Consider the following 26,899-nt stretch of genomic DNA (forward strand, 5'->3'; position numbering starts at 1 on the left):
CGCCGGTTGGGATCTCTCCGTGCTGGTTTCGCGAGGACTTCCTCTTATGTATTCCGACGAATTGGGTTGTCAGACTGAATACGTGAAAACAGGTCCCGAATCGGGACGTGGGGGCCGAACGCGTGCTCGGAGAAATAGTGAAATTAGACAGCCATTCGATTGAATCCGAGTGACTTTAAATATTCACCCGTCAATTGGATTCGTTCCAAGAGAATCGTCGGAGCTGTGACTCGAATTCCAGTTGTCTATCGGGCTGCTGGTTGGTAGCCGACCCCGGCCCGCCCCTACAACTGCGTAATACGGTATAGATCGTCGTTCGGAGAGCGTCCACGTACTTCGATCAGGGCGACCTACACGGGAAGACGGACCGATCGCCAGATCGGATACCGCAGACAGGCAGTCTACGGAGGAACGTCCCAACGCTTCGGTACCGCGGTACAAGTTTCGTAGCGTGTTTGAACCGTTGACGTCGGTTTCAACGGACTTGATTGATTGATGCGTCGCGGTGGTGATCACTTGTCGTCCCAATCCGGGTCACGATCATCGAAGAACGCGTCCATCCCCGTCTTCATATCCTCAGTGGTGAGGGCGAAGGTCAATGCACTGACTCCCTCGGCTTCGTCGGCCAACCGAGCGTTCAGTGTTCGCTTGATGAGTCGCGTCGATACTGGAGCGGTCGAAGCCACGTCCGCAGCCCGCTGAGCGACGACGTCGTCGAGTGAGTCCGCGGGGACCACCTCGTTGACGAGCCCGATGTCGTGCGCTTCGACCCCGCTCAGTTCGCGGTTCGTCAGGAACAGTTCCCGCGTTCGTTTGAGACCGATGAGTTCGGGGAACCTCGCGAGCCCGATCCCGGGTACGGCCCCGATCAGCGACTCCGGCATACGGAACCGTGCGTCCTCGCTTGCGATGGTGACGTCGGGGAGGACCGCTAGCTCACAACCCCCACCAAACGCGAGCCCGTCCACTTTCGCGATGACCGGCGTATCGATCCGGTCGATCGTGAGCCCGGACCGGATGATACGCTCCGCATACGCCCACGCGTCACCTGCGGTGCCGAAATCCAAGTCACCGATATCGTCGCCCGAGCAGAACGCCCGACCAGCACCCTCCAAGACGATGGTGCGGACAGCGGCGTCTTCGTCCGCCCGTTCGAGACACGCTCGAAGCTCGTCCCACGTCTGGACGGCGAGCGCGTTCAGCTTCTCCGGTCGGTTGAGCGTTATCGTCGCGATAGGCTCGTCCACGGTGTAGAGCAGGTGTTCCGGGGCCATACCGAGCAGATGAATCACCGTGGGATAAAACACCACCGGTCAGTTCAAGGGGACGGACAGGACCTGAATTCTCATCCGTACGCTATTTCCCTCGTTATCAGCCGATCATCAATTGTTCATGCCGCCACCGCAAGCGCCTCCAGCAAGTAGTAATCCGTCCAGAGAAGTTCGTGATGGTCTGCGAATCCGGACGGCCCGTTGTAGCACCCCTCGAGGACCATTCCGGTGGGTCGCTCGTCCTCCGAACCCCGCGGAGTGACGTAGTCTTCGAGCAACGAGGCACGAATGCGCTCACCGGTCGCCACCAGTTCCCTCGTTTCCTTGGCTTCCGTGAGAAGCGCGAGGCCGTACGCAGCGATCGCAGCGGCACTCGTATCCCGTTCGACGTTCGGCTTGTTTGGATGCTCGAAATCCCAGTGGGGGACGAGGTCCGGGGGGCTCTGTCGAACGTAGTACGCGGTCACTTCGTTCAGCGCTCGGAGGTAGCGTTCGGCTTCGGTCGCTTCGTACGCCCGTGCGAGGCCGGCGATACACCAGCCCTGTCCACGTGCCCAGCAGGTCTCCTCGGAAAAGGCGAGTTCGTTGTACTGGCGAACGAGGGCTCCGCTATCGGGATCGAACTCCGCGTGGTGCCAGGTCCGGCCGTCCTCGCGGATGTACCAGTCGAGATGTCTATCGGCGTGTGAGATCGCCGTGTCGCGGTAGACCGGGTCGCCGGTCTCCTCGAACGCTCGCCAGAGGACGGGCAGGGAGGTGTGGATGGCGTCGACCGCCCCGAGGTGTTCGCCCGACGGTCCCTCGTCGGATTCCGGGCCGCGGAACTCGGGCGAGGGCGACTCGATGTCGAGGATCCCCAGTGGGATCTGTCGAGCCCCTTGGTCGAAGTACGCCACCATCGCGTCCGCACCCTCGATACCGAGGGCTCGGTACCGCTCCTCGCCCGTCAGGTCGTAGGCACGAAAGCCCGCGTGGTGAAAGTTCATCCCACAGAACATCGACCGTCGGGGCATGTACTCGACCATCGTGGACGTTCCCTCGCGAGCGGCACGTTCGAACCGTTCCTCGCCGGTCTCGACGTGGGCGTGCCATAGCATCTGGAGCCAGTGACCGCCACACCAGTTGCCGTTCGGTGTCGTCGTCCAGGACCCGTCCGCCGGGTCGGCGTAGTACGGAAACCGGGTACCCACCTCGTCGAGCGTCGTCCCGACCCGCTCGATCAGGTCGGCATGCGAATGGTCGTCGGATCGTGCCATACCGGACGGTCGTCGTCCAGTCATATAAACTGCGATGGCACACCGTGCTCAGAGGCTGTGTGCGGTCCACCCGCCGTCGACGTAGAGCGTCGTGCCGTGGACGAAGCGCGCCTCCTCGCTCGCGAGGAAGACCGCGGCGTCGCCGATGTCCGTCGGTGTACCGGCGTAGGGGAGAAGCGTGTGGTCGAGCTGGACCTGCATCTCGGCCTCCGTCTGGTAGTCCTGGATCGCGGTCTCGACGAAGCCGGGACAGATCGCGTTGACGTTGACTTCGTCGCCGCCGAGTTCGACCGCGAGGTCGCGCGTCAGGTTGACCACCGCCGCCTTCGCGCTCGCGTACGAGGGCCCACCGCCGCCTTCCTCCGAGTTCACCGAGCCGATGTTGAGGAGGTGGCCGCTGCGTTCTTTCAGTTGGGGGATCACGTACTTCGCACAGTAGAACGCTCCGGCGAGGTCGACCCCGACCACGGTCCGGAACTCCTCCGGTGTCGTCTCCTGGGAATCGCCCGGGATGTAGACGCCGGCGTTGTTGACGAGCACGTCTATCCCGCCGTAGGTCGCCACGGCTTCGTCCATCAGCGCCGCGACCGCGTCCGGGTCGCTGACGTCCGTCTCCACGTAGATCGCCTCGCCGCCGTCCTCGCGGATGGCGACGTCCGTCGGCGTCGTGAGGTCCGTATCGAAGTGTTTCCCCCGCTTCGGTTCGTGTCTGACGTCCGCAACGACGACGTTCGCTCCTTCCTCGGCGAATCGGACGGCGATCCCGCGACCGATTCCGGAGCTCGCACCGGTGACGACGACCGTTCTGTCCGCATGTCTTGCTGCGTTCATGGTCCGTTCTCGTGGATCGACCGCACCGGTACATAACGATTTGGCTCATGGGAACGCTTAACCTACCGCGAAGTGATTGAGGCAGCATGTCCTCGGACTGGGATCTCCCGCGTATTTCGACCGACTTCACGTACAGAGGCATCGAAACGGCGTTCCTGGAGAACGAGTCGCTCCGTATCATGGTCCTCCCCGGAAAAGGCGGCGACGTCATCGAGTTCCGCGACAAACGTACCGACGTCGACGTGCTGTTCCACACCGACCACAACTGGCTGCCGCCGACCGAGCGGGTAGTGCCGACCGTCGACCCTACCGGCTGGCACGACAGCTACCCGGGCGGCTGGCAAGTCAACCTCCCGGTCGCGGGCTACACGGATGGATTTGCGGGGACTCCCTACGGTCTCCACGGCGAGTCGGCGCTGCTCCCGTGGAACGCCGAAATCGTACAGGACGACCCCGAGGCGGTCGCGCTCGGTCTCTCGGTCGAACTCGTTCGCTATCCGTTCTCGATCGAACGGACGCTGACCCTCCCCGCCGGCGAATCCGCGCTGCGGGTCGAGGAGCGGGTCACCAACGACGGCGGCGTCGAACTGGAGTACGTCTGGCAACAACACCTCGCGCTCGGACGGCCGCTCGTCGGCCCCGCGGCCCGTCTCGACGTTCCAGCAGCGACGGGTGTCTCGGAGCCGTACGACCCGAGTCACGAGAACAACCGTCTGCTGGGTGATGCGACCTTCGAGTGGCCGAATGCCCCTGCCCTCGACGGCGACGGCACCGTCGACCTCGGCGAGTTTCCCCCGACGGATGCGACGATCCACGACGTCGCCTACGCGACCGACCTCGATGCGGGCTGGTACGCCGTCACGAACCCCGAACTCGACCTCGGCTTCGGTTTCACGTTCCCGACCGACCCGTTCGAGTGTCTCTGGTACTGGCAGGCGTTCGGCGGCGACGCCGATTCGCCGTACTTCAACCGGAACTACACCGCGGGGCTCGAACCAACCACGGCGTACCCGAGCGCGGGTCTTCCGGATGCGCAGCGCGAGAACGGCACGATGAAGACCATCGAACCGGGCGAGACGCTCGAAGCCACGTACACCGCCGTCACCTATCGTGGGCACGACGCCGTCTCCGCGATCACCCCGGACGGAACCGTGACGGGACGTTGAGCGCGTCGGCGAAAGCTTGAATACTCCATCGTTCGTGATCGAAACGGCTAGTGCGTAGCACTGGCGGAGAAGACATCATGGCACACTACACAGTCGCCGGAATCAACTTCGCTCACTTCCACATGGGCGACAACCTACGGATGGTCGAGGACCATCCGGACACCGAGATCGTCGCCGTCTGCGACGAGGAACCGGACGAATCGACGCTCGGCGTCGCCGACACCGCCGCGGAGTTCGACATCCCCGAGGAGAGCGTCTACGACGACCACGTCGCCTGTCTGGAGGAGACGGAGCCGGACATCGTGGTCCTCTGTCCCGTCCCCTCCGAACACGCCGAGTGGGTCGAGAAGGTCGCTCCGTACGGAGCCGACATCGTGCTGGAGAAACCGTTCGCGACGAGCGTCGCCGACGCCGAGCGGATGCTGGAGGCCGTCGACGAGGCGGGCGTCCGACTCGCGGTCAACTGGCCGCTGGCGTGGTATCCACCGCACCGCACGACGAAACGCCTGATCGACGAGGGAGAGATCGGCGAGGTCGTCGAGATCCACTACTACGACGGCAACAAGGGCAGCGGTCGCTTCGAGCAGGTCGAGTACAGCGATTCGGGCGAACTCCACTTCGCGGGTGGGGACCAGGAGGACGTCGCGAGCGCGGCGAAGACGTGGTGGCACCAAGCGGACCGCGGCGGCGGGTCGCTCTACGACTATCTCGGCTACGGGGTGACGCTCGGCACCTGGTTCCGCGACGGCGAACTCCCGAACGAGGTGACGACCGACACCTACCTCCCGGACTGGTCGCCCGTCGACACGCACAGTATCACGATCGCGAAGTACGACGCCGGGCTCTCGAAGTACGAAACTCGGTGGGGCACCTTCACCGACCCGTGGGTGAACCAACCACAGCCGAAGTGTGGCTTCGTCGTCGTCGGGACCGAGGGGACCATCAGCAGTTACGACTACGAGGGGACGATCCGCGTCCAGACCGCCGACGACCCGGACGGCTACGAACTCGACGTCGACGAGCTCGAAACCCCGCTCCAGAACCCGATCCAGTACGTGGTCGACTGTATCGAGGGCGACCACGCCGTCGAGTTCGGCCCGCTCAACCCTGAACTCTGTCGTGACGCCCAGCGCATCGTCGACGCCGCCAAGCAGAGCGCCGAGCGTGGCGAGACGGTCTCGCTCGGGGAGTGAGCATGGCCGACGACCAAGACGACTACGGCCTCGCGGAGATCGTCGACCTCGAAGCGGTCGAAGCGCCCGACCTGCCATACCAGCCGGACGACCCGGAGACGTACGACCCCGGCATCGCGATGGTCGGGATGGGCGGGATCAGCGAACAGCACTGTCAGGCCTACGCGGCGGCGGGCTACGACGTGGTTGCGATGTGCAGCCGGACGCGCGAGTACGCCGTCGAGCGCCGGGACGAGTTCTACTCCGACGCGGACGTCGACATCTACACCGACTACCACGACGTGCTCGCCCGCGACGACGTGGAGATCGTCGACCTCCTGCCACACCCGGTCCAGCGCGAGCCACTCATCGAGGACGCGCTCGACGCCGGCAAGCACGTTCTGAGTCAGAAACCGTTCACCGTCGACCTCGCGTTCGGCGAGCGCATGGTCGAGCTCGCCGACGAGCGCGGCGTCGAACTCGCGGTCAACCAGAACGGTCGCTGGGCACCCCACTGGAGCTACATGCGCCAGGCGATCGACCGCGGGCTTGTCGGCGAACCCCACGGCATCCAGTTCACCGTCGACTGGAATCACAACTGGATCGCCGAAACGGAGATCAACGACATCGAGCACGCGGTCCTCTACGACTTCGCGATCCACTGGTTCGACATCCTCCGCTGTTTCGTCGGCTCCCGCGAACCCGAGCGGGTGTACGCCACCTACGAGTCGTCGCCGAGCCAGGTCGCGGACCCGCCGCTGCTCGGGCAGGCACTCGTGGAGTTCGACGGCGCGCAGGCGACGCTCGCCTTCGACGCCGACACGAAACTCGGCCCGGAGGACCGGACGTACGTCGCCGGAACCGAGGGGACGATACTGAGCGAGGGACCGGACCTCGAAGAGCAGACGGTGACGCTGTACACCGCCGACGGCTACGCCACGCCCGAACTCGACGGACGCTGGTTCCCGGATGGCTTCCACGGTGCGATGGCCGAGTTGCTTTCGGCTATCGAGGAAGACCGCGAGCCCGTCAACAGCGCCCGTGACAACCTGAAGAGCCTCGAACTCTGCTACGCCGCGGTCGCCAGTGCCGAGGACGGGGAGCCAAAGGTTCCCGGCGAGGTCCGGCGAATGCGCGGCACCGAGAGCTGATCGAGATCGGAGACCGGTCTCGGGTTCGGACTATCGACCGAACAGCGCCGAGCGGTCGAGTTTTCCCGTCCGTGTTTCAGGCGGATCGTCGAGGAAGACGATCTCCCGTGGGGTCTTGTACGCACCGAGTTCGTCGCTCACCAGGGTGGTCAGTTCGTCCCGGACCCGTTCGGGGCGCTCGTCGACACCGTCATTCAGAACGACGAACGCCGTGACGCGCTGGCCGCGCTCGGAGTCGGGGACGCCGCCGACCGCGACGTCGCTCACGAACCGGCTCCGCGACAGTGCGACCTCGACCTCCGTCGGGCTGATACGGTAGCCGGAACTGATGATCAGGTCGTCCGCGCGCCCGCGAAAGCGAACGTAGCCCTCTTCGTCGCGCAGCGCGAGGTCACCCGTTCGGTAGCGACCGTCCTCGGTGAACGCCGCTGCGGTCGCGTCGGGGTCCTTCCAGTACCGGTCGAAGACGACCGGGTCCGGGAGGTCCAGAACGATCTCGCCGGTCTCGCCGATGGGCAGTTCTTCGCCGTCTTCGTCGACGATCCGACACTCGTGGCCCGGGTAGGGTCTGCCCATCGAGTCGGGCTTCGTCTCGAACACCGCGCTCGAACTCCCGATGAGGGCGTTCGCTTCCGTCTGCCCGTAGCACTCGTTGACCGTCGCGCCGAGCGCCTCGCGGCTCCACGCGAGCAGCGACCCAGGGAGCTTCTCCCCGCCCGCCATCACGACCGCCAGCGAGGTGAGGTCGTGTGCGCTCGGGTCCGTTTCGTCGCGGACCCGCCGGAGCGCCGTCGCCGGGACGAACAGCCGTGATATCCGGCGAGCGGCGATGTGTTCGAGCGCGGTCTCTGCGTCGAACCCCCGTCGACGGACGCGCGAGCAGACCGTTCCGCCCATCGCCAGCGTCGGAAAGACCACGTCGAAGAGCGCGCCGGCCCACGCCCACTCCGCGGGGGTCCAGACGCGTTCGCGATGTCGCTCGCCGAACACCTCGAACCAGAGTTGGTAGCCCGGCAACGTCCCGATTAGGTACTGGTGATTCTGGACGACACCCTTCGGGCTGCCGGACGTTCCCGACGTGTAGACGACGAGTGCCGGGTCGTCGGGAGTGAGGTCGACGGCGTCCATACTCGCGGACGGGTCCACCGGTACCGAGAGCCCGCCGAGCGCGCGTTGGGGCCCATCGTACGTGGTGGACAGCTCGAACGGGAGGACGAAGTCGAGCGCCGACCGGTCGAGGACGTCGGCGAACCGCGCCGCTGCAGCCCGCTCTACGACCGCGCCCGTCGTGTCCGCGTGGTCGAGGCTGTGTGCGAAGGCGTCCGTGCCCGTGATCACCGACACCGGCACGGCGACAGCCCCGAGACGGTAGACCCCGAGGTGGGCGACGAGCAGCTCCGGCGACTGTGGCCCACAGAGCGCGATCCGGTCGCCACGTCCGACCCCACGCTCGGCGAGGTGTGCCTGAAACGCTGCGGCTGCGCGCCGCAGCTCGTGGTACGTAAAACGATGGACCGCCCCGTCGTCGTCGGTGTGGACGAGCGCCGTTCGTTCGTCGTTCGCTGGGTCCAGCGCCGCCTCGGCGATGCTGTACCGTTCCGGTATCCGCCACTCGAAGCGGTCGACGAGCGTCTCGTAGGTGACGCCGTCCACGGTCTCCAGACCGGTGTAGCCGAGCGACATCGATACTACGACCGGGTCCACGCGACGACGCCGTCGCGCTCCGTTCGCTCGAGAACGCCACGCTCCACCAGGTTACCGTAGTGTGCGGTGAGCGGAAACGCGAGGTCGTCGTTGAGCCCGAAGTCGCCGCGGCGGTCGACGACCGCTTCGATCGCCTCGGTCAGGGTCACCGTTCCGTGGTCGTCCAGCACCGCGAGCGCGACCGATTCGATCTCCGCAACGAAATCGAGCGATTCCTGGACGAACGCGCCGACCTCCTCGCCCCGCAACACCTCGTAGTGCGTGAACGAGAGGATTTCCGGATTCAGCGCTTCGACGAGCCGGATCGTGTTCTCGTACTCGGGGTAGAGGAAGTACGGCGGGGGCTGGAGGTACTCGCCGTCGACGTCGACCAGCCCCCGACCGAAGAAGCCGTCAGCGCCGATGACGAGGTCGTGCGCCTCGTCGTAGAGCATGAGGTGGCCGCGCGTGTGACCGGGCGTGTGGAGGAGCGTCAGCGTTCGGTCCCGAACCCGGATCGACTCCCCACCACGCAGGCGGAGGTCGATCGGTTCGTCGGGCCCCATCATCCCTTCGAGCCAGTCGTAGACCGAGCGGTCGTAGACGAGGTCGTGCTCGTCGGCGAACATCCGGTAGCGTCGGTCGAGGATGCGTGCGGTGCTCTCGGCGAGCGGCGCATCGGCACGGTGGATGGCGATCGTCGCTCCGGGACTGTGTGCCCGTAGTTCGGCGTTCCCGCCGAAGTGGTCCGCGTCGGCGTGAGTGATGAGCGCGAGGCTGACGTCCGAGAGGGCCAGCCCCTGTGATTCGAGGAACGGTTCGTAGACCTGTGTGGGGGCGTCCACGTAGCCGCTATCGACGAGCACGGGGCCGCTCGCACCGTCTAGCACGTGATAACCGTGGAGTTTCCCGTCCTCAGCGACGGTCTCGACCCGGTGGACGCCGGGTGCGAGCTCGATCGTCTCGATATCGCTCATCGCCGCCCTCCCCAGAGGTGGTCTCGATTCGTCCGTCCGCCGTCCGCCCTTCGGCACGATAGTTGCATGGGTAAACGTGGAGTACATCGGTGTGAACCAAGCATAAAGCTTTGCCGTTCACCTACGCGATCGCGCCACCCTCCCGCAGCTCGTCGATCTCCGCGTCCGTGTAGCCGAGACCGGCGAGGACCTCATCGGTGTGCTCACCGAGCTTTGGTGGGCGGCGGTCCACACCGCCGGGCGTCTTCGAGAGCCGACCCGGGATACCCGTCGTTGCAAACGACTCTCCCTCCGGATGTTCCACGTCGATGACCATCTCGTTGTGCTTTGCCTGTGGGTTGTCGGGGACGTCCTCCGGGGGGTCGACCGTCGACGCTTGGACGTCGCCATCCACGAGCCTGTCGACGAGTTCATCGCGGGGTTGGTCGTGGGTGTACGCCTCGATGAGCCCGTGGACTTCGTCCCGCTTCTCGAACAGCTCCCGTTGCCCGTCGTACTCCAGCAGAGCCTCCAGGTCGAATATCTCGGCGACCCGTTCGATCGGTGCCATCCCGATCGCGACGTAACCGTCGGCGGCCTCGTAGAGCCCGTACGGCGGGTAGAGATAGGGATGGCCGTGTGTCTTCGCCCCGCGGGAGAGGTGGCGACCCGTGTTGACCGTGAACGTGACCTCGTTGACTTGGAGGTCGACGGCGGCGTCGAAGAGGTTCATCTCCACTCGCTGTCCTTCGCCGGTCCGAAGCCGGTGATAGAGCGCCTGCATCGTTCGAAGCGCGGCGAGGGTCGCAGTGTGTTCGTCGATGATCACCGTTCCGGCGGGTGTCGGTGGCTCGTCCGCGCGACCCGTATAGGACGCGATGCCGGTTGCAGCCTGATAGAGGAGGTCTTGGCCGGGTCGGTCGGCGTACGGACCGCTGCTCCCGTAGCCGGAGATGGCGACATAGATCACGGCTGGATTCTCCGCCGCGACGCTTTCGTAGTCGAGACCGAGACGTTCCATCACGCCCGGTCGGAAGTTCTGAACGACGACGTCCGCCGTCTCGACGAGCTGGCGAGCGATCGCGTGTCCCGAATCGGTCTTCAGGTCGAGACCGATGCTTCGTTTGTTCCGGTTCATCGCGAGGAAGCCGATCCCTTCGCCATCGAGAAACGTCCCCTGATAGCTCATGTGGCGTTGCTGGTCACCGCTCTTGCGCTCGACTTTGATGATGTCGGCACCCATGTCGCCGAGTTTCTGGGTCATCCAGCCGCCCGCCATGAGTTGTGTGAAGTCGACGACTGTGAGGTCTTCAAGCGGTCGCATGGCGTGTGTATGCTGGACGTATAGATAAACGTTGACCCGGCCGATAGCACGAACAACAACTCGGGCTCAATGCCAGAGCCCACGAAACGCCTTCGTGATAGCTTTCGTCCTGACAAGGTCCCCTCTCGCGATACGGATCGTCGCAGCCACACACCAGACCTGGAGAGGCGCTGCGCTGTAGTCGATCCTCGCTGAACCAATACCGGGAACGGACCGTGACGGGGTCGATTCAGAATTGCCAAACATTGATATGGGTCGTCGTCGGAGTGTCTTATCGATGAAAGCCAAGAACCCCGTCCAGTCGATCGAACGCGCGGATACCATCCTCACGATCCTAAAGGACCGCGACGGAGCCCGACTGATGGAGCTCGAAGACGAACTACGACTCTCGAAGGGTGCGATCCACAGCTATCTCGCGACGCTGGAGCAGTGTGGATTCGTACGAAAGGAGGGGACAACGTACAAGATCGGGTTCAAGTGTCTCGACCTGGGTGGGTACGTACGCGAAGGCGAACCGGTGTACCAGGCAGGACGGGAGGGTGTGGACGAACTCGCGATAGAGTCGGGCGAGTTGCTCGGGATAATCAGGGAGTGGGAGGGTCGATGTCTGTGGCTCTATCAGACCGCCGGCACCAACGCGATGCCGATGGATTCCCGACTCGGTGCTCGGCTCCCGATGCACTGCACGGCGTCCGGGAAAGCGCTCCTTGCCGAACTCACGGAAGGACGTGTTCGCGAGATCGTCGATACACATGGACTGACGAGGTGGACCGCGAACACCGTTTCCAGCCAAGAAGAACTGTTCGACCAGTTGGCAACCATTCGGAAACGGGGTATCGCCTTCGACGACGAAGAACGGATCGATGGACTCCGTGGCATCGGCACCGCAGTGAAGAGTGACGGTGAGGTAATCGGTGCCATCGCGATGTCCGGGCCGGTGAACCGCCTGCGTGGTGATCGGTACTGGGACGAGCTTCCGGACCAGCTCGCGCGTATCCAACGGACAATCGAAGTGAAAGCGACATATCAGTGATCGCTTCGGGTTCAGCTATACCAAATTTCCTCGTTTGACGAAGCATCGTCAACTATCAAGACGATAGACGGTCGTGATCCCTGTAAGTGAGTGTCGAGTGCAGTTTAGCGGTGTTGTCCACAATACTACCTAGAAAAGGCTTTGTGGTCAAGATGGAGTAACATCGGTATGAGTGTTATCTTGTAGTGGGTGGATCGGTTAAAACCTCAGCGATTCGGATATACTAAACTCTATCAAAATGTTCACATTCTCACAATCTGGTGGCCGTATATTACCATGGTATTCTATTCATTCTCAAACCCTCTCTGTCACGTATTCGTTACGCGACTTTCCGTCACTTGAGAAACAGAGTGATTCTTCTTGATGTAGGTAAGAAATCTTACACTTTTTAAATCTTGTTGATAGCCCTGCTCAGTACTAAGTGTGATTTGAACCAAAAGGTGGATACCTCGCCAAAACGCTATTGACCGACTACTCGACCTAAGCACGAGTCCGACAGACCCATAACAAGCATATTGGTGTTACAGGGTGTTCTTAACTCCTTTTTGTGCAGTCACAAGCAAAGCATTGAGAATGGGCACTCAGTTCGATCGTCAGACGCCGGGTGGATCTGTGGTCAGCACTCTTGCTTCTTCTTTACATCCACTTGCATTGTATGCACACGCTGTATTCCACCTTGAGCTCGCTTCGGCACAGCCGGCCTACCTTCCGACCCCACCAGAGTCCATTGGTCTGATCACGGTGTTGAACCCAAACGGTAGTCGTTTGAACCATCTCCTCCGGTACATCCTACAGTCGCGTCCACACAGTACCGATTGATTTGTCGACCCAATATGTCGTTTTCGACCACTAATTAGTGTGTTTGTTGAGAGCAAAACCCTGCAACAGCACGGTACGATCAGGCTGTAGAACACAAGGGACTGTGACACCGTCATATCTTCAGCAGACCTACTTCCAATCGTCATCGTCCGCATACGTGGGTTTGGATAGTAAAACGAGAGAACTTTTTGGGTACTTATCGCGCTGATAGCAGAGGGAGAGACTGCTGACAGGTATACTCGAAGTGGACAAGAAGACAAGGAGTCAGTTTGTTCTTCGCGAACGGTGACTAAACCCGACTACAACAGATTGTTACACAGTACTGTACAAAGGGAGTTGAATACGGCTCTGTATTAGGAATCGTCTGAGGGAGAGAGGACAGTGGTGAATGATCTCTCAGAGTGTTCAGAGAGGGCGGGTACGGGAGATGCACGGGACTCTGCTCTGGAACTGGTAGTGGTCTACCTGCTCGATCACCTCACAGAGGTTCTTCATTCGACGGGGAAGTTCTTGACGAAAACGCGTCTCACCCATGCGTTCGGCAGGTGCGGAGATGCTAATGGCCCCAAGGAGGCCACTATCCTCGGTAGTAAAGGTAGTAGCGATACACCGTATGTCGTCAAATTGTTCGCAATCATCAAACGCAATACCATCCGATCGGATCTGTTCCAGTTCGGCGATGAGTTCATCCCTGTCCTGAATAGTATTCGAAGTAAATCCCTCCAACCCTCGTTCATCCACGATATCGTTCACATCCGGTACTGGGAGAGCAGCGAGGAATGCCTTCCCTGCGGCGGTACTGTGGAGCTGTTCCATCGTCCCTATATGCGTCCGCGGGTTGTCGACCTTCTGCCCGACCGATTGGTAGAGGGTTAGGCCATAACCTGCGTGTTCAACGATGAGACGCGCTGTTTCGTTCGTGATGCGCGCAAGCTTATCAACGTCTTGCTTACCGGCGGTGAACACCGCATCCTTGCTTTGAGCGTGTCCACCGTATACGAGTGCACCCAGCCCAAGTGTGTATTGCCCTTCGCGATTGGAGACGAAGTATTGTTTTTCAAGCGACGCGAGGTGGTGGTGAACCGTTCCCTTCGAGAGACTCAATGCATCCGCGAGTTCTGTTACGCCTGCACCGTCACGATGGAGTACCTCTTCGAGAATCTCAAAGGACGTGTCCACTGCCTTTACCGTGCGAGAGGTGTTGTTTGACGTTGGCATACTCTACACTCGGATCTCATAGGTAAAAAGATTTTGTTGAGAACAAACAGCAGTGGGGGCTATTTCGAGTGAAACACTTACTCGACAGCAGTCTGAGGTAGTCGTGACCACACGTTTAATATAGTTGGTGAACGACAGTCAAGATATGCCAAAAATGGCATTCATTGGAGCTGGTAGTATCGTGTTTGCTCGCAATCTGGTAGGGGACGTCCTTTCGTATCCGGAATTACAAGAGAGTACTCTCTCACTGATGGACATCAACCGTGATCGACTTGACCGGACCGTCGCCGCCACGGAAGCGGTAATCGAACACAATGATGTAGCAGCGACCATTGAGGCGACGACTGACCGAGAGGAGGCTCTTGATGGAGCAGATTACGTGCTCAATATGGTTCACGTTGGCGGGCGAGAACCGTTTGAGAACGAGATCCGCATTCCCGAGGCGTATGGTGTCAACCAGGCAGTGGGTGACACCCTCGGGCCGGGCGGTGTCTTTCGGGCACTCCGAACCGCACCGATGATGCTCGATCTCGCTCATGAGATGGAACAACTTTGTCCAGACGCGCCGCTATTGAATTATTCAAACCCAATGGCAATGTTGTGCTGGGCGGTGGACGAGGCCACCGATATCGACGTCTATGGCTTGTGTCACAGCGTCCAGCACACTGCGGACGCGATCTCACGGTACGCCAGCGTGCCACGGGATGAGTTGGATTTTTGGGTAGCGGGCATCAATCACGTTGCCTGGGTGCTCGACGCAAAATACGACGGAGAGAGCATTTATCCTGCCCTCCGGGAGGCACTTGACAACCCAGATATTTACGACCAAGACAATGTTCGTTTCGAGATGATGAAGCACTTCGGCTACTTCCCGACGGAGTCAAGCAACCACATGTCGGAGTACGTTCCCTACTTCCGAACGAACGAAGAAACGATCGATGACCTCATCGTTGACGAGGATTTCGAAGACTATTTCGTCGACTGGATGCCGACAGGTCGCTATTTCGAACACTGGTGTGAGTATCAGCAGGAAGCACGGGAAATGGATGTCGACGATCTCGATCCTGAGATCACCCGGTCAGAGGAGTACGGATCGCGAATCATCCACTCAATGGAAACGAACACTCAGCGTCGGATGAATCTCAATGTCCGTAACGATACGGGCGCCATCTCGAATATTGGCAGCGATGCATGTGTTGAAGTACCCTGTCTCGTTGACGGTCAAGGTATCCATCCGTGTAGTATGGGGTCTCTCCCACCGCAGCTATCGTCGATCATGCGCTCGAACGTCGATGTTCAACGACTTGCTGTGAAAGCTGTCCTCATGCATGACCAAACCGCGCTCCGACAAGCGATCAAACTTGACCCACTTACCGCCGCTGCTTGCACACTTGAAGAGATAGATAGTATGGTTGACGACTTGTTAGCGGCCAATGCCGACTATCTTCCTGATAGCCTAGTGAATAGTAATCGTGCGATGCCTACCATGCAGTAGGCCTCTCGTTTCCCTCTGTATTCATTCGTTGTCTCACGGCGACCGGCCCCTCCTGTAGCGTACACCGAGCAGCGCCACGAAATAATTCACCACAGAACACGTGTGAAAATTCCGGAAAGACTAAGTCCTACAGACGTGCATCGTCTTTGCATGGGAAATCTTGAAGTCAGAGATCTCCGGAAGGAATTTCGAGATAACGACAACACGATTGTCGCCGTTGATGGATTCAACGCAGACATAAAAGATGGTGAATTTATCGTGCTCGTAGGTCCGTCCGGATGCGGGAAATCGACGACACTCCGTTGTATCGCCGGCCTAGAATCACCAACATCCGGTGAGCTTGTCCTAGATGGGGAAAACGTCGTGAGTCAGAAACCGAAACACCGTGATATGGCGATGGTGTTCCAGAATTACGCTCTTTATCCGCACATGACTGCCCGTGAGAACATCTCATTTGGACTGAAAATGTCGACCGATATGGATAAAGATGAGCGGAACAAGAGAACCGATGAGGTGGCCGAGATGATGGGTATTGAGGAACTCTTGAACAAAAAGCCTGACGAGCTCTCCGGTGGGCAGCAACAACGAGTAGCCCTCGGTCGAGCGATAGTCCGTGAGCCAGAAGTGTTCCTGATGGACGAGCCGCTCTCGAATCTCGATGCCAAACTTCGCACGCAGATGCGGACAGAACTCCAGAGCATCCAAGAAAATTTGGACGTAACGACAATCTACGTCACACACGACCAGACGGAAGCGATGACGATGGGCGACCGTATCGCTGTGCTCAATGGTGGCGAACTTCAACAGATCGGTACTCCGCTAGAGTGCTATCACTGCCCGAAAAACCGGTTCGTTGCGGGATTCATCGGCTCACCCTCGATGAACTTCTTCGACGTAGAGCTTGACGAAGACGGTGCAACGCCAACCCTCGTTCACGAAGGATTCGAGTATGAACTCGACGACTCAACATACAACGACATCAAAGGGACAACGAACCGGTTCACTCTCGGAATCCGACCAGAAGATATTAATCTGGTACGGGAAGACGCAAAAAATGCCGTTCATGCAACGGTCGAAGTAACCGAACCACTCGGCGATGTCAGCTACGTCTACCTCGACATCGGAGGAGATCGATACACCGCAACGCTCGAAGGCGATTTCGTTCTTGAGCCAGGACAAGAGTTGACGGTCTCGTTCCCGAACGACCGCATTCACGTCTTCGACGGGAATACCGGGGACGCACTCCATAACCGCGTCCATTCGGAAAACGAGACGATCGAAATCCCTGGCGTCGGTGAAAGCCAGGGGACCAGCACCGGAGTCAGTACCGAACAAGCGGATTAAGTATCACTATGCAACTCTATTCGAGTTGCGGTAGGTAGGCTTTGTTCGCCTCAAGCAATTCTTCCGTCATCTCGTGGATCTCATCAAGCATAAGTACCGCCGAAGAGAGTGGATCGAGTTTAACAGCCTGATGTATTTTCTCACGATCTCCTTCCAGCGCCCCTTCGGCAACAAGGCGATGAATGGTGGTGTGGCGTTGCGGGAATGCGACCACTTCTGCGGGAAGGTCGCCAACCGAGCACGGAGTGATACCTGTCCCATCAACCAGAACCGGCACCTCCACGCATGCACTCGTTGCGAGGTTGCTTATCGCACCCGTCGTGTTTGGAACGTTGAGGTTCACCTGTCGAGGTGTATCCGTCTCAATCGAGTCGATCAGTCGGGAAGCGTACTCCTCTGAGCGCTCAGGCATCACGTTGTCGAGGTCGACCTCAATATCGGGGTTGTCACGCTCAGCCGAGCGTTGTGTCCATCCTTCGAGATAGGTCGCCGTTTGCATTCGCTCGGCGAAGCCTTCGCCAGTCATCGCATCGATGGTCTCGTCATCTGTTCGGAAGTAGGGAACGTACTCCGACATGTGGTGAGATGATTCCGTCGGGAAGTAGCCGAAGTGCTTCATCATCTCGAAGCGAACTGTGTCCTGCTCGTAAATGGAGGGGTCGTCCACCGCTTCGTGAAGTGCAGGGTAGATGCTCTCGCCGTCGTGCTCCGCAGTGAGCACCCACGCGACATGGTTGATGCCGGCGACCCAATACTCCAAGCCCTCCTGAGAAACACCAGCGTACTCTGCGAGCGCTTCCATCGTATGCGGAACGCTGTGACACAGGCCGTACACGTCGACATCGGTGGCCTCATACAGTGTCTTGCAGAGGATCGACATTGGGTTAGTGTAGTTTAACAACATCGCCTCAGGGCATTTCTCTTCGATATCAGCGGCGATATCAAGCATGGTGGGAATCGTCCGAAGTGCGCGGAAGATACCGCCGGGGCCAATGGTATCACCGATGGCTTGGTTGACGCCATACTTCTGAGGAATTCGGATCTCGTTCTCAAAGGGTTCGGTGCCACCAACGTTGATCATGTTGAGGACGTAATCCGCTCCATCGAGCGCTTCTTTCCGGTCGGTCGTCGCTCCTACCGACCCATCGAGACCCGCATTCTCGATTGTTGCTTCGGTGATTTTGCGAGTGGTCTCAAGCCGATCTTTATCGATGTCCATCAACGCGAGTTCACTGTCTTCCAGCGATTCAAACGAAAGGACATCCCCTACGAGATTCGTCGCAAAAACCATGCTCCCAGCACCAAGGAAGGTTATCTTGGGCATCGGATAATCTTTTGATTTGACCATGTTATAAAACCAGAGGGTGTGAATCTTCATCACTGGAGCGGCCTATACGGTGTTACAAGCTATCAACGTGACTGTTGTTGGAAATATACCATTATAGAATGTTTTATATGACATGGCCTAATCTACCATCGTGCAATATGGCAAAACGTAGCAAAGACGGTCGTACTCGACGAGATGTCGTCAAAGGTATCGGTGGTACTGCCGGCGTTCTCGGCATCACATCTACTGCAGGGTGTCTCGGTGGCGGCAGTGGTAACGGTAGCGGAGGAAACAATAGCGGCGGCGGAAATGGGAGCGGTGGCGGCGGTAACGGAAGTGGCGGTGGTGGCGGCGGCGGACAGACGGATCTTCTCTGGTGGTCAAATGCGTTTCAGAGTCCAGAGACACCAAAATGGGTCAACTGGTATCAAAACACCCTCAAGACCCAGATCTCGGTAAACCTGTCCGTCTCCTCGTCGACATATCCGGACCGACGCGAGAACTACCTCACAGGGGCCCGGCAGGGACAACCCGATTATCTCGTAGGTATCCTGAGCCACCTCACTGAATTTCAGTCGGCCGACCTCATCGAACCACTCACGGAGTTCACAAACCAAGTTGGGTATTGGGATGGGTTCACAGATGGAGCGATCGAGGCAGTAACATACCAGGGAGACGTATGGGGTGTGCCGTGGGCAGGCAACGCTCGTGCCTTGCTCTATCGGAACGATATCTTCGACGACCTTGGGCTCGAACCACCAGAAAACGTCCAACAGTTCCTCGAAGCCGGTCGTGCCATCAACAAGCAACGTGATGACGTGATGGCTTACCAGAACTGTACGAAAGATGGTTCGGCACGCGCGTTTCAGGAGTTCATGTCCCACGTCTATCAGCACGAGAAGCAACTCTTCCAAACCAATAACGGTTCATGGGAAGTCGTTCCAAACGCGGATGTACTAACGACTGTCTTCACGAACTGGTATCAGGAAGTATGGGCATCCGACAATCCGCTCGCAGACAGCAACCAACTCGGGACCGGGTGGCAGGTTCTCGACTATGGCTATCTCAATGGTGACTATGCTATGATCGAGTGTGGGCCATTCATCATGAATGCTGTGAACGATGACGCGGTTGAAGATTCACAAGCAGCCGAGCAACTCATGTTCGAGAACACTACCGTCACCCATCTGCCACACGACTCGAACGCCTCACGAGGGACGTTCCTCGAAGTCAAACCGATCATGGTGAACAGTTTCTCGTCAAACATCCGGAAAGCCAAAGAAGCATCCCGGGTTCTCTGCAGCCCGCAGAGCTTCCGGAAACTGAAAGAAGCCGGTTCCAGTCTTCCAACGCCGGTTCATACGGAAGTCTCGTCAACCATCGAAAATGACAACCTATCTGGATTCAGTCAAGTGTTGAGTAGCGGGCGTCCACTGGCGAAAGTACCGTGGGGTGAGCCGATGGAAGCGATTTACCCTAAGATTCAGGGGGTCGCTTACGGCGAGATGGATCCCCAGCAAGCCGGTCAGACTCTCCACGAAGAACTCACCCAGATCGCAGGTGATTTTGAGGTATAGTATGTGTGGAAAAACGAAGAAGTAACGCAAATCGTTGAGGGATTCGAAACGTAGAAAAATGTATATATCCGATATGAGAACAGAGGTCCTGATATCGTCTTTCTTCCGTGCTATAGCTGTTATTTGAGAGATTGGCCCAACAACTACCGTAGAACTCCAAGAAGGGGCTCCCGCGATGTACCATCATAGTTATATTTCAGGACCTATAATTGTATAGAAGGATTTATGTTATATGACTCTAACAATGATCGTGTATCATGGCAAACCGTAACAGAGGCGAGCGCACCCGACGAGATGTCGTCAAAGGCATCGCGGGCTCTGCGGCCACTATAGGAATTACATCTACTGCCGGATGTCTCGGTGGCGGCGGTGGCGGTGATGGCGGCAACGGTAGCGGCGGGAATGGAAGCGGCGGGAATGGAAGCGACGGCGGGAATAGCGGCGGTGGTGGCGGGCAGACAGAACTACTCTTCTGGACGGAATCGTTCAACAACTCCGCGGCTAAAAAATGGGAGAATTGGTATCGGAACACTCTCAAACAGCAGAATTCGGTTAGCCTATCCGTATCAGCGTCGACATACGCGGACCGCAGGGAGAATTTCCTTACAGGAGCACGACAGGGACAGCCCGATTACCTTGAGGGGATCTTGAACCACCTCACCGAGTTCCAGGCAGCCGAACTCATCGAGCCGCTCACGGACTACGCTGAGCAACTCGATTATTGGGACGGATTCACTGACGGGGCAATCCGGGCAGTAACGTACAAAGGAGATGTTTGGGGCATGCCGTGGACGGGGAATGGCCGTGCTCTGCTCTATCGGAACGACATCTTCGATGATCTCGGCCTCGAACCACCGGAAACCGCTCAACAGTTCCTCAAAGTCGGTCGGACCATCAAGGAACAGCGGGACGATATTACTCCCTTCCACAATTGTACGAAAGACGGTTCCTCACGCGGCTTTCAGGAGTTCATGTCCCACGTCTATCAGCATGAAGACCAACTTTACAGTGTGAACAATGGCTCATGGGAGGTCGTTCCAGATGCGGATGCGTTGGTAAGCGTTTTCACGAATTGGTATCACAATGTGTGGGCATCCGACAACCCCATCGCTAACACCGACCAACTCGGAACCGGGTGGCAGGTCCTTGACTACGGCTACCTCAACGGAGACTACGCGATGGTAGAATGCGGACCGTGGATCTTGGACAGTGTTTCCGAAGACGCTGTTGAAGATCAGAAGGCAGCCGAGCAGATCATGTTCGAGAACACCACAGTCAAAGCTCTGCCACATGACTCGAACGCCTCGCGGGGGACGTTCCTCGAAGTCAAACCCGTAATGGTGAACAGCTTCTCCTCGAACAAGCAAAAAGCCAAGGAAGCCGCCGGACTCTACTGCAGTCCTCAGGCATTCCGAAAAATGAAGAACACAGGCATGAACCTTGCTACGCCCCTTCACACAGACATCTCGTCGACCATCGAAACCAAAAGTCTACAACCGTTCAAGCAGGTGGCGAAGACAGGGCGACCGCTAGCGAAGGTTCCGTGGGGTGAAACTAGGGAAGCGATTTACCCCAAGATCCAGGGTGTCGCCTACGGCGAAATGGACCCTCAGCAAGCAGGTCAGACTCTCCATGAAGAGCTTACCCAAATTGCAGGAGAATTTGAGGGTTAGATGGCCACTGATACTAGCTCAAACAGTGGCTTACGGCGTTACGCAGTAACGTTTAGCGAGCTGTTTCGTGAAACATGGCTAGGGTACGCCTTCGTCATTCCCGCGACATTCTTGCTGGCCCTCGTAGTCCTGTACCCAACCCTTCGTGGGATCATTATGGCGTTCCAAGAGGTGTCGCTGTTACAGCCAAATGAGGTCATGTGGGTCGGTCTGCAGAACATCACAGAGATGCTCGACACCCCCGAGTTTTGGGATGCGTTCTCGAACACGGTTGTGATAGCGACAGCAGCGGTGTCTTTGGAATACATCTTCGGGCTGGGGCTCGCACTTGCGCTCAAGCAGAAACTTCCAGGGATCACCTTCTTCCGGAATGTATCGCTCGTGACGTGGGTAATGCCAATTATCGTCATGACGATCATCTTCCGGTTCATCATGCAGCCTGAATACGGGCTGGTCAACATCATCCTCTCGTTCTTCAACATTGATACCACGTATTGGTTCGGGGACCCGACCTGGGCGAAACCCCTGATCGTCGTGATGCACATGTGGCGAAACATCCCCTTCACGGCTGTCGCGCTGATGGCTGCGATGCAGTCGATTCCCACATCACTGTATGAGGCTGCCGAACTCGATGGAGCCGGCAAACTCGAACAGTTCCGGTACATCACGCTGCCGAACATCACGTATGTCTCGATGATCATGATCGTACTCCATACGATCTTCACAGTCAACGACTTCGAGATCATCTACCTCACAACTGGCGGTGGCCCCCTGGGTTCGACTGAGGTGCTCGCCACCTATGTCTACAAACTTGCGTTCAACGAGTACACACTCGGGTTTGCCGCAAGCATTGGTCTGACCATGTTGATCATCCTACTGGCGTTCACTTTCATCTACGTCCAACTGGAGGATATTGAATGATACTATCTGACAATCACAACCACCGACACGGAGGGACGAACTGATGGCGCATAGCGAAGGCAACAACCTCGTCCAGCGGTTCGATGCATGGCTTGGGGAGGATATGTCCTCACGGATGGCGATCGGCACGTATGCCGTCCTGTTCATCTACTTCGGGTTCTTGCTCGTCCCTGTTATCTACATCTTTGTCTCGACGTTTACCGGCGCGAGCGCCCTCTACTCGTCAAATCTCCTTCCGAGCCTTAGCTCGTTCACCCTTGAGAACTACATCACCGTTCTTACCAGACAGGACTTCATCAACTACGCGATCAACTCGTTCATCATATCGACAGCAACGACAGTGCTCACGCTCATCACGGGGACGCTCGCAGCCTATGCGATGAGTTCCTTCGAGTTCCCAGGTCGGATGTCGCTTCTCCTCGGGTTCCTCGCTACGCAGATGTTCCCGTGGGTGCTGTTGCTCATCCCGTTCTTCCTCCTGATGACATCACTCCAGCTAATCGACTCGTACATTGGGATCGTCCTTGCCCACACAGCGTTCACGCTTCCATTCGGAACATGGCTGCTCAAGGGGTTCTTCGACGATATCCCCGACTCTCTCAGGGACGCGGGGAAGATGGACGGTTGTGGCGAAATTAGCGTGATCACTCGGATCATGCTTCCGTTGGCGAAGCCAGGGCTGACCGTCGCTGGCTTCTATACGTTCATCGTCTCATGGAACGACTACCTCGCGGTGTCGGTCCTCTCACAGACCGGGGCTATTCGAACACTCCCGTTTGCACTCCAGTTGTTTCAGTCGCAGAACCAGGTCAATTGGGCACTGGTGCTGACCGCCGCAGTGCTCACGATGCTACCTGTAGTCATCCTCTTTGCACTGATACAAGAGATGGTCGTTGAGGGTCTCGCCAAAGGCGGGCTGAAAGGGGCCTGATCGTTCGATTTTCGGCCTGACGTGTTGCTCACCTTGATCTCTTTTTCGCTGTATAGTTTTCTAAATAGTATGTATGTATTATTAGTTTTAGTATTTTGTCGTAAATTTTATCGCACTTGTTTTGGTCTGGTTTTCAAGCCAAGTCGTTTCGGCGTAAATCGCGTCAGTATCCACTAGCCAAACGATGACTTCTTGGAGGTCATCACTACGCGTGATCGTCTAGTATGCCAGTTATCAACCGTGACTTCGGATATTGCCATCATGTATGTCTCACTTCAATGTAGATACCTAGCTTCGAAGACAGCTATGACCGCCCGAAGGAGGAAGATTCGATTGGCGTCGTTTCCTCGTGTGTAAATAACTATCTGAAAATTGTTGAGTTGCTTTACCTTTCCAGCAATGTTCTCGACTTGAATCCCCACGAGCCGCTACAGAAATTGTGATCTGAATCATCGCGAAACCGGTTCTATCACAACACGCCGACCGGTGGTCATTGAAACCCTCTTGTGTGTATGAAGTTATAAGTTATTACGTATCTCTTGAGGAGAGCGCACTCGGCCAAGAGACATCGCGCTTTGATGTAACCTGAGTCGCTGCTAACACCCACCAGAGGTCTATGCTACAGTGGAGCGGCTTGGAGAGCGGATCGACTCTACTACGATGGTTAACACGAAGTCATCACGACGGCGCTTCTTCGGAGCACTGGTGTGCTGTTCGATGCATCTCGCGAACAGCCGGGCGATCACTCTCGTAGATGATTTCTCAAGCAAGTTCACTGAGAGCCCGTTGAATCTGCACAATTAATCATATATTCGTCAGTAGACCATACCGTTTTGTCGGCAAATCTCGGCTAAACGAGTCTGACTTCGTATTTGGGCTGGAGTCGGAATCTGCTGCACCATCGTCTTTCTTTCGACTTCGTAGGATCCAGCGGGACTCATCGACAATGATATGCGCCAAATAGATGTTGGCTCGGATCAAAGTAAAGCAGTAAATATTTCCTGCCTTCCACGCTCGTCGTAACGTTATGGTTGACAGACACTTCTGTTGTTGTAGTATAGTTATCGTAATAATTACAACATCGCGACAGATACTATGGAACGGTGTAATCGAACCGAAGGATCGATCCTCGATTTGGGGTCTGTTTATCGGTCCGAATGTGACCCGTGGATTCAGTACTGACTGCACCGGGTTCGACCACTATCGTCCGGATCCTGTGGGTGGTGACCTCCTGCCGAAGGGGTTCAGAAAACCCGTTGACTCCGAACTTGGACCCATTGTTACCCGGATCTGGTAGCGCTTGCACTACGGCCTGTAACGAGAGGACGTTCACGAGACGTCCTCTGCTCTGGTCCCGCATGACCGGTAGAACAGCGTGCGTGAGCTTTGTCAAACCGAGAAGGTCGACCTCGATCATCCGGCGAAAGTGAGACCGGTGGACATCATCCACAGGCCCAATGAGTCCTATGCCAGCGTTGTTCACGGCTATCTCGATGGTCCCGAACCGAGATCGTATTTTCTCGACGAGACTGGAGGTCGTTCTCGTTGATTACGTTCGTGGGAACAACAAACGAACCTACCCTCGTGGCCTCGATCCCCTCGCTACTGTACCAGAACGTACTCACCACGGGCAGCAGGCACGACGTCCGCACCTCGCTCGGCCGGGGCTTTGGCGGTCTCCTCGCCACTTCCGGATGATGTATCGATGAGGATCGCTGTCTGGCCACTGAGTTGGGTGGGTGATCTTGTTGACATCGATTTGGATCGGACTGGGGATCGCTTGAGATCAGCGTTGATCGGCAAACCCGTCTGAACACTACCACGAACTAAGCGCCTGCGTGAGGGGCTTTTCGATTTCGTTACTGCACCCGGTGTTCTTCTCAGAAGCAGTATAACCCCTTGTTCGCCCTATCACAATGTGGATCGCTATGATAGAGGCTCGGTGTTTGGGTCCCGACAGATCGCCCATCCCCTGTCGGTTAACACGGTCTTCTCAGAACGAGGCAGATAGCAAACTGGTCGAAGGTGTCTACTACAACTTAGCTGGTCGGATACAGTGTGTTGGAGTTGGAGAGATCGCCCGATAGACCGTGATTATCGGACATCGACCGTCCGAGGGAGAGACCAGGAAGATCACACGGACGCGATAAGTTCGATAATTGCCTAAGCCTACGTGAAAACGACGCCGTGTTCGTAGAATTCATCAGTCGTCAGACTCGCTCCAACGCTGCCGAGAACCAGTACCTACTCTCGGATGGCAATACGTACAAACCGCTGGAGCACTCGACTCGTCGCTGCGATAGTAGTGTACGTCTGGCTGACGGACGCCTGTAGATCGAGTTCGACAGTCTGAACGAGCGAAGACAGCGATTTCCCATGCGAGTCCACCCGGAGTGATGTCGTCACCCCTCCATCGAGTGCGTCTTCGACGACGAAATTGAGTCCGTGTAGCTCTGGGAGATCGTATCGAGCGACCGGTCCGTTGGCAACCGCTGCTGATCGCGATCTCCCGGTCGCGCCAAGGCCGCCGTACGATATCCATCCCGCTCCAACGATCGAATCCTCGTAACCGACATCGACCTTCAGCGTTTCAGAAACCGGAGCGGCGGTTGCGCCCTTCACCCGGTACAGTCCGCTTCGAACCGAACGTCCGAGAAAGCACCAACCGTGTTCGAAGTAGACCAACTCTCTGTGGTTTCGTCGCGCCGTTCGACGACCGAGCCAAGGATTCGTAATAGTGGCAGCTGAGGATCAGTCCTCTACTGTATTCTCAAACACATGCGCGTGGTCCGCAACGAACTGCCGCATACCGATCGGTTTTCGTTCGAGAAGCGTTTCGATGTCTCCACTCACGCGGGCGGAGAACCCCAATCGAGCGGTAGTGTAGATGCCGAGCATGACCACGACGAAAGGCAAGGGATGACCCCGGGCCGTCATCCGACGAACGAACGTCAGTATCGATGGGTTCGCGTAGTCAATGGAGCGGTCCAATTCATCGGTGAAGAGACGGGCGACTTCGTCGTAGTTCAGCGCCTCCGGACCGGTAACGTCGTACGCTCGGTTCTCGTAGCCGTCCTCGGTGAGTGCGACCGCCGCGGCCGCCGCGACGTCTCGGGCGTCGACGAAACTCGTCCTCCCGGTCCCGGCGGGGACGACGATCTCGTCGTGGTTGACGATCTCGGGTCGGTGAACCCCACTGAGGTTCTGCATGAAGAACGACGCTCGAAGGAACGTATATGCGAGGTCGGTCGCTTTGATGTGGCGTTCGATCCGGCGATGCGGAAGCCACGGATTCCGGTTGGCACCGAGAATCGAGAGATAGACGACGTGCTCGACACCGACGCGAGCGGCGGCATCGACGAACTCCCGAATGCGTGCGACGTCGACAACCGGCGGACGAACGAGGAAGACCCGATCGACGTCCGTCAGCGCCTCCCCCCACGTTTCGGGATGAGTGAAATCGAAGACGACGCGAGCGTCGTCCCCGCCGAGGTGTTTCTCAGCCGTGTCAGTCCCTCGGGTGGCGACCCGTATCCGTGCCCCGTGGTCGGCGAGGGACTCGACGACGATGGAACCGACGGTGCCCGTCGCGCCGGTCACGAGTATCGTTTGCGTCATCAGTACGTGCCACCGTCTCTAGGAACCCTCACAGAGATACCGCTGACGACCGCGGTCGCGCTGACGGCGACCGCATCCGCCCCGTTCCCAGTCCCGAAGGTAGCCCAGTGAACGTGTCGCTAGCGTTCGATTC

20 protein-coding genes and 1 pseudogene are annotated in these 26,899 nt (G+C 58.1%); 10 read left to right on the plus strand and 11 right to left on the minus strand.

Translation table 11 applies throughout. The features are described from left to right. Window positions 1–512: 512 nt before the first annotated feature. From D3261_RS14095 to D3261_RS14105, 3 genes are all read right to left on the minus strand, one after another. Complete coding sequence (locus D3261_RS14095; RefSeq protein WP_120073413.1) at window positions 513–1,274, minus strand: enoyl-CoA hydratase/isomerase family protein; 762 nt, start codon at window positions 1,272–1,274, stop codon at window positions 513–515. A 116-nt stretch (window positions 1,275–1,390) separates the two neighbouring features. Then, entirely contained in the window at window positions 1,391–2,527 is a 1,137-nt protein-coding gene (locus D3261_RS14100; RefSeq protein ID WP_158589395.1) for a glycoside hydrolase family 88 protein, read from the minus strand. Between the two features lie 48 nt (window positions 2,528–2,575). Next, entirely contained in the window at window positions 2,576–3,358 is a 783-nt protein-coding gene (locus D3261_RS14105) for an SDR family NAD(P)-dependent oxidoreductase (RefSeq protein WP_120073417.1), read from the minus strand. A gap of 86 nt (window positions 3,359–3,444) precedes the next feature. Here D3261_RS14105 and D3261_RS14110 point away from each other — a divergent pair, with 86 nt between their 5' ends. From D3261_RS14110 to D3261_RS14120, 3 genes are all read left to right on the plus strand, one after another. After that, window positions 3,445–4,524, plus strand: a complete 1,080-nt coding sequence (locus tag D3261_RS14110) for a DUF4432 family protein (RefSeq protein ID WP_120073418.1) — start codon at window positions 3,445–3,447, stop codon at window positions 4,522–4,524. A gap of 77 nt (window positions 4,525–4,601) precedes the next feature. Then, complete coding sequence (locus D3261_RS14115) at window positions 4,602–5,717, plus strand: Gfo/Idh/MocA family protein (protein WP_120073420.1); 1,116 nt, start codon at window positions 4,602–4,604, stop codon at window positions 5,715–5,717. Window positions 5,718–5,719: 2 nt separating this feature from the next. Beyond that, a complete protein-coding gene (locus D3261_RS14120) occupies window positions 5,720–6,847 on the plus strand; it encodes a Gfo/Idh/MocA family protein (RefSeq protein WP_120073422.1) in 1,128 nt (375 codons plus the stop codon). Window positions 6,848–6,877: 30 nt separating this feature from the next. Here the strand turns inward: D3261_RS14120 and D3261_RS14125 are convergent, their stop codons facing one another. From D3261_RS14125 to D3261_RS14135, 3 genes are all read right to left on the minus strand, one after another. Continuing rightward, on the minus strand, window positions 6,878–8,530 hold the full coding sequence (locus D3261_RS14125) for an acyl-CoA synthetase (protein WP_147464978.1): 1,653 nt from the start codon (window positions 8,528–8,530) through the stop codon (window positions 6,878–6,880). 5 nt (window positions 8,531–8,535) lie between these two features. Further along, window positions 8,536–9,507: an MBL fold metallo-hydrolase gene (locus D3261_RS14130; protein ID WP_158589396.1), complete on the minus strand. Its 972-nt coding sequence runs from the start codon at window positions 9,505–9,507 to the stop codon at window positions 8,536–8,538. A gap of 121 nt (window positions 9,508–9,628) precedes the next feature. Beyond that, the gene (locus tag D3261_RS14135; protein ID WP_120073428.1) at window positions 9,629–10,810 is read right to left on the minus strand and encodes a CaiB/BaiF CoA-transferase family protein; all 1,182 of its coding nucleotides are present in this window, start codon (window positions 10,808–10,810) and stop codon (window positions 9,629–9,631) included. 277 nt (window positions 10,811–11,087) lie between these two features. On the opposite strand from D3261_RS14135, the gene D3261_RS14140 reads away from it, so the two are divergent. Continuing rightward, complete coding sequence (locus D3261_RS14140) at window positions 11,088–11,843, plus strand: IclR family transcriptional regulator (protein ID WP_158589397.1); 756 nt, start codon at window positions 11,088–11,090, stop codon at window positions 11,841–11,843. Between the two features lie 1,224 nt (window positions 11,844–13,067). Here D3261_RS14140 and D3261_RS14145 read toward each other — a convergent pair. Continuing rightward, window positions 13,068–13,880 carry an IclR family transcriptional regulator gene (locus D3261_RS14145; RefSeq protein ID WP_120073432.1) on the minus strand — a complete coding sequence of 271 codons (813 nt, stop codon included), beginning with the start codon at window positions 13,878–13,880 and terminating at the stop codon, window positions 13,068–13,070. Between the two features lie 145 nt (window positions 13,881–14,025). Between D3261_RS14145 and melA (D3261_RS14150) the strand changes: the two genes are divergently transcribed. Together melA (D3261_RS14150) and D3261_RS14155 are read left to right on the plus strand one after the other, a co-directional pair. Further along, entirely contained in the window at window positions 14,026–15,375 is a 1,350-nt protein-coding gene (melA, locus tag D3261_RS14150; protein WP_120073434.1) for an alpha-galactosidase, read from the plus strand. A gap of 150 nt (window positions 15,376–15,525) precedes the next feature. Beyond that, entirely contained in the window at window positions 15,526–16,719 is a 1,194-nt protein-coding gene (locus tag D3261_RS14155; RefSeq protein ID WP_120073436.1) for an ABC transporter ATP-binding protein, read from the plus strand. A 16-nt stretch (window positions 16,720–16,735) separates the two neighbouring features. Here D3261_RS14155 and melA (D3261_RS14160) read toward each other — a convergent pair whose 3' ends face one another. Beyond that, entirely contained in the window at window positions 16,736–18,043 is a 1,308-nt protein-coding gene (melA, locus tag D3261_RS14160; protein WP_120073466.1) for an alpha-galactosidase, read from the minus strand. Between the two features lie 161 nt (window positions 18,044–18,204). Here melA (D3261_RS14160) and D3261_RS14165 point away from each other — a divergent pair, with 161 nt between their 5' ends. The 4 genes from D3261_RS14165 to D3261_RS14180 all read left to right on the plus strand — a co-directional run bounded on the left by D3261_RS14165 (window position 18,205) and on the right by D3261_RS14180 (window position 23,148). Beyond that, window positions 18,205–19,623, plus strand: coding sequence for an extracellular solute-binding protein (locus tag D3261_RS14165; protein ID WP_120073438.1), 1,419 nt, complete (start codon window positions 18,205–18,207; stop codon window positions 19,621–19,623). Window positions 19,624–19,880: 257 nt separating this feature from the next. After that, entirely contained in the window at window positions 19,881–21,296 is a 1,416-nt protein-coding gene (locus D3261_RS14170; RefSeq protein ID WP_120073440.1) for an ABC transporter substrate-binding protein, read from the plus strand. Window positions 21,297–21,452: 156 nt separating this feature from the next. Further along, the gene (locus D3261_RS14175) at window positions 21,453–22,217 is read left to right on the plus strand and encodes a carbohydrate ABC transporter permease (protein ID WP_199694016.1); all 765 of its coding nucleotides are present in this window, start codon (window positions 21,453–21,455) and stop codon (window positions 22,215–22,217) included. A gap of 43 nt (window positions 22,218–22,260) precedes the next feature. Continuing rightward, complete coding sequence (locus D3261_RS14180) at window positions 22,261–23,148, plus strand: carbohydrate ABC transporter permease (RefSeq protein ID WP_199694017.1); 888 nt, start codon at window positions 22,261–22,263, stop codon at window positions 23,146–23,148. Window positions 23,149–24,241: 1,093 nt separating this feature from the next. Here the strand turns inward: D3261_RS14180 and D3261_RS21065 are convergent. From D3261_RS21065 to D3261_RS14190, 3 genes and pseudogenes are all read right to left on the minus strand, one after another. After that, window positions 24,242–24,676 (minus strand): annotated as a pseudogene (locus tag D3261_RS21065) (SDR family NAD(P)-dependent oxidoreductase); the annotation flags it as partial. 716 nt (window positions 24,677–25,392) lie between these two features. After that, complete coding sequence (locus D3261_RS19795; protein ID WP_147464979.1) at window positions 25,393–25,770, minus strand: DUF1446 domain-containing protein; 378 nt, start codon at window positions 25,768–25,770, stop codon at window positions 25,393–25,395. A gap of 129 nt (window positions 25,771–25,899) precedes the next feature. Next, complete coding sequence (locus D3261_RS14190) at window positions 25,900–26,766, minus strand: NmrA family NAD(P)-binding protein (RefSeq protein ID WP_120073446.1); 867 nt, start codon at window positions 26,764–26,766, stop codon at window positions 25,900–25,902. Window positions 26,767–26,899 lie beyond the last annotated feature (133 nt).

The sequence above is a fragment of the Halococcus sp. IIIV-5B genome (assembly GCF_003602035.1).
Classification (GTDB): domain Archaea; phylum Halobacteriota; class Halobacteria; order Halobacteriales; family Halococcaceae; genus Halococcus; species Halococcus salsus.

What these genes read in the sequence shown, in the direction of transcription:
- D3261_RS14100 (WP_158589395.1), bottom strand. Translation starts at nt 2,527, where the DNA reads ATGGCACGATCCGACGACCATTCGCATGCCGACCTGATCGAGCGGGTC.
- D3261_RS14140 (WP_158589397.1), top strand. Translation starts at nt 11,088, where the DNA reads ATGAAAGCCAAGAACCCCGTCCAGTCGATCGAACGCGCGGATACCATC.
- D3261_RS14145 (WP_120073432.1), bottom strand. Translation starts at nt 13,880, where the DNA reads ATGCCAACGTCAAACAACACCTCTCGCACGGTAAAGGCAGTGGACACG.
- D3261_RS14170 (WP_120073440.1), top strand. Translation starts at nt 19,881, where the DNA reads ATGGCAAACCGTAACAGAGGCGAGCGCACCCGACGAGATGTCGTCAAA.
- D3261_RS14115 (WP_120073420.1), top strand. Translation starts at nt 4,602, where the DNA reads ATGGCACACTACACAGTCGCCGGAATCAACTTCGCTCACTTCCACATG.
- melA (WP_120073466.1), bottom strand. Translation starts at nt 18,043, where the DNA reads ATGCCCAAGATAACCTTCCTTGGTGCTGGGAGCATGGTTTTTGCGACG.
- D3261_RS14190 (WP_120073446.1), bottom strand. Translation starts at nt 26,766, where the DNA reads ATGACGCAAACGATACTCGTGACCGGCGCGACGGGCACCGTCGGTTCC.
- D3261_RS14130 (WP_158589396.1), bottom strand. Translation starts at nt 9,507, where the DNA reads ATGAGCGATATCGAGACGATCGAGCTCGCACCCGGCGTCCACCGGGTC.
- D3261_RS14175 (WP_199694016.1), top strand. Translation starts at nt 21,453, where the DNA reads ATGGCGTTCCAAGAGGTGTCGCTGTTACAGCCAAATGAGGTCATGTGG.
- D3261_RS14120 (WP_120073422.1), top strand. Translation starts at nt 5,720, where the DNA reads ATGGCCGACGACCAAGACGACTACGGCCTCGCGGAGATCGTCGACCTC.
- D3261_RS14125 (WP_147464978.1), bottom strand. Translation starts at nt 8,530, where the DNA reads ATGTCGCTCGGCTACACCGGTCTGGAGACCGTGGACGGCGTCACCTAC.
- D3261_RS14155 (WP_120073436.1), top strand. Translation starts at nt 15,526, where the DNA reads ATGGGAAATCTTGAAGTCAGAGATCTCCGGAAGGAATTTCGAGATAAC.
- D3261_RS14105 (WP_120073417.1), bottom strand. Translation starts at nt 3,358, where the DNA reads ATGAACGCAGCAAGACATGCGGACAGAACGGTCGTCGTCACCGGTGCG.
- D3261_RS14180 (WP_199694017.1), top strand. Translation starts at nt 22,261, where the DNA reads ATGGCGCATAGCGAAGGCAACAACCTCGTCCAGCGGTTCGATGCATGG.
- D3261_RS14135 (WP_120073428.1), bottom strand. Translation starts at nt 10,810, where the DNA reads ATGCGACCGCTTGAAGACCTCACAGTCGTCGACTTCACACAACTCATG.
- D3261_RS14095 (WP_120073413.1), bottom strand. Translation starts at nt 1,274, where the DNA reads ATGGCCCCGGAACACCTGCTCTACACCGTGGACGAGCCTATCGCGACG.
- D3261_RS14110 (WP_120073418.1), top strand. Translation starts at nt 3,445, where the DNA reads ATGTCCTCGGACTGGGATCTCCCGCGTATTTCGACCGACTTCACGTAC.
- melA (WP_120073434.1), top strand. Translation starts at nt 14,026, where the DNA reads ATGCCAAAAATGGCATTCATTGGAGCTGGTAGTATCGTGTTTGCTCGC.
- D3261_RS14165 (WP_120073438.1), top strand. Translation starts at nt 18,205, where the DNA reads ATGGCAAAACGTAGCAAAGACGGTCGTACTCGACGAGATGTCGTCAAA.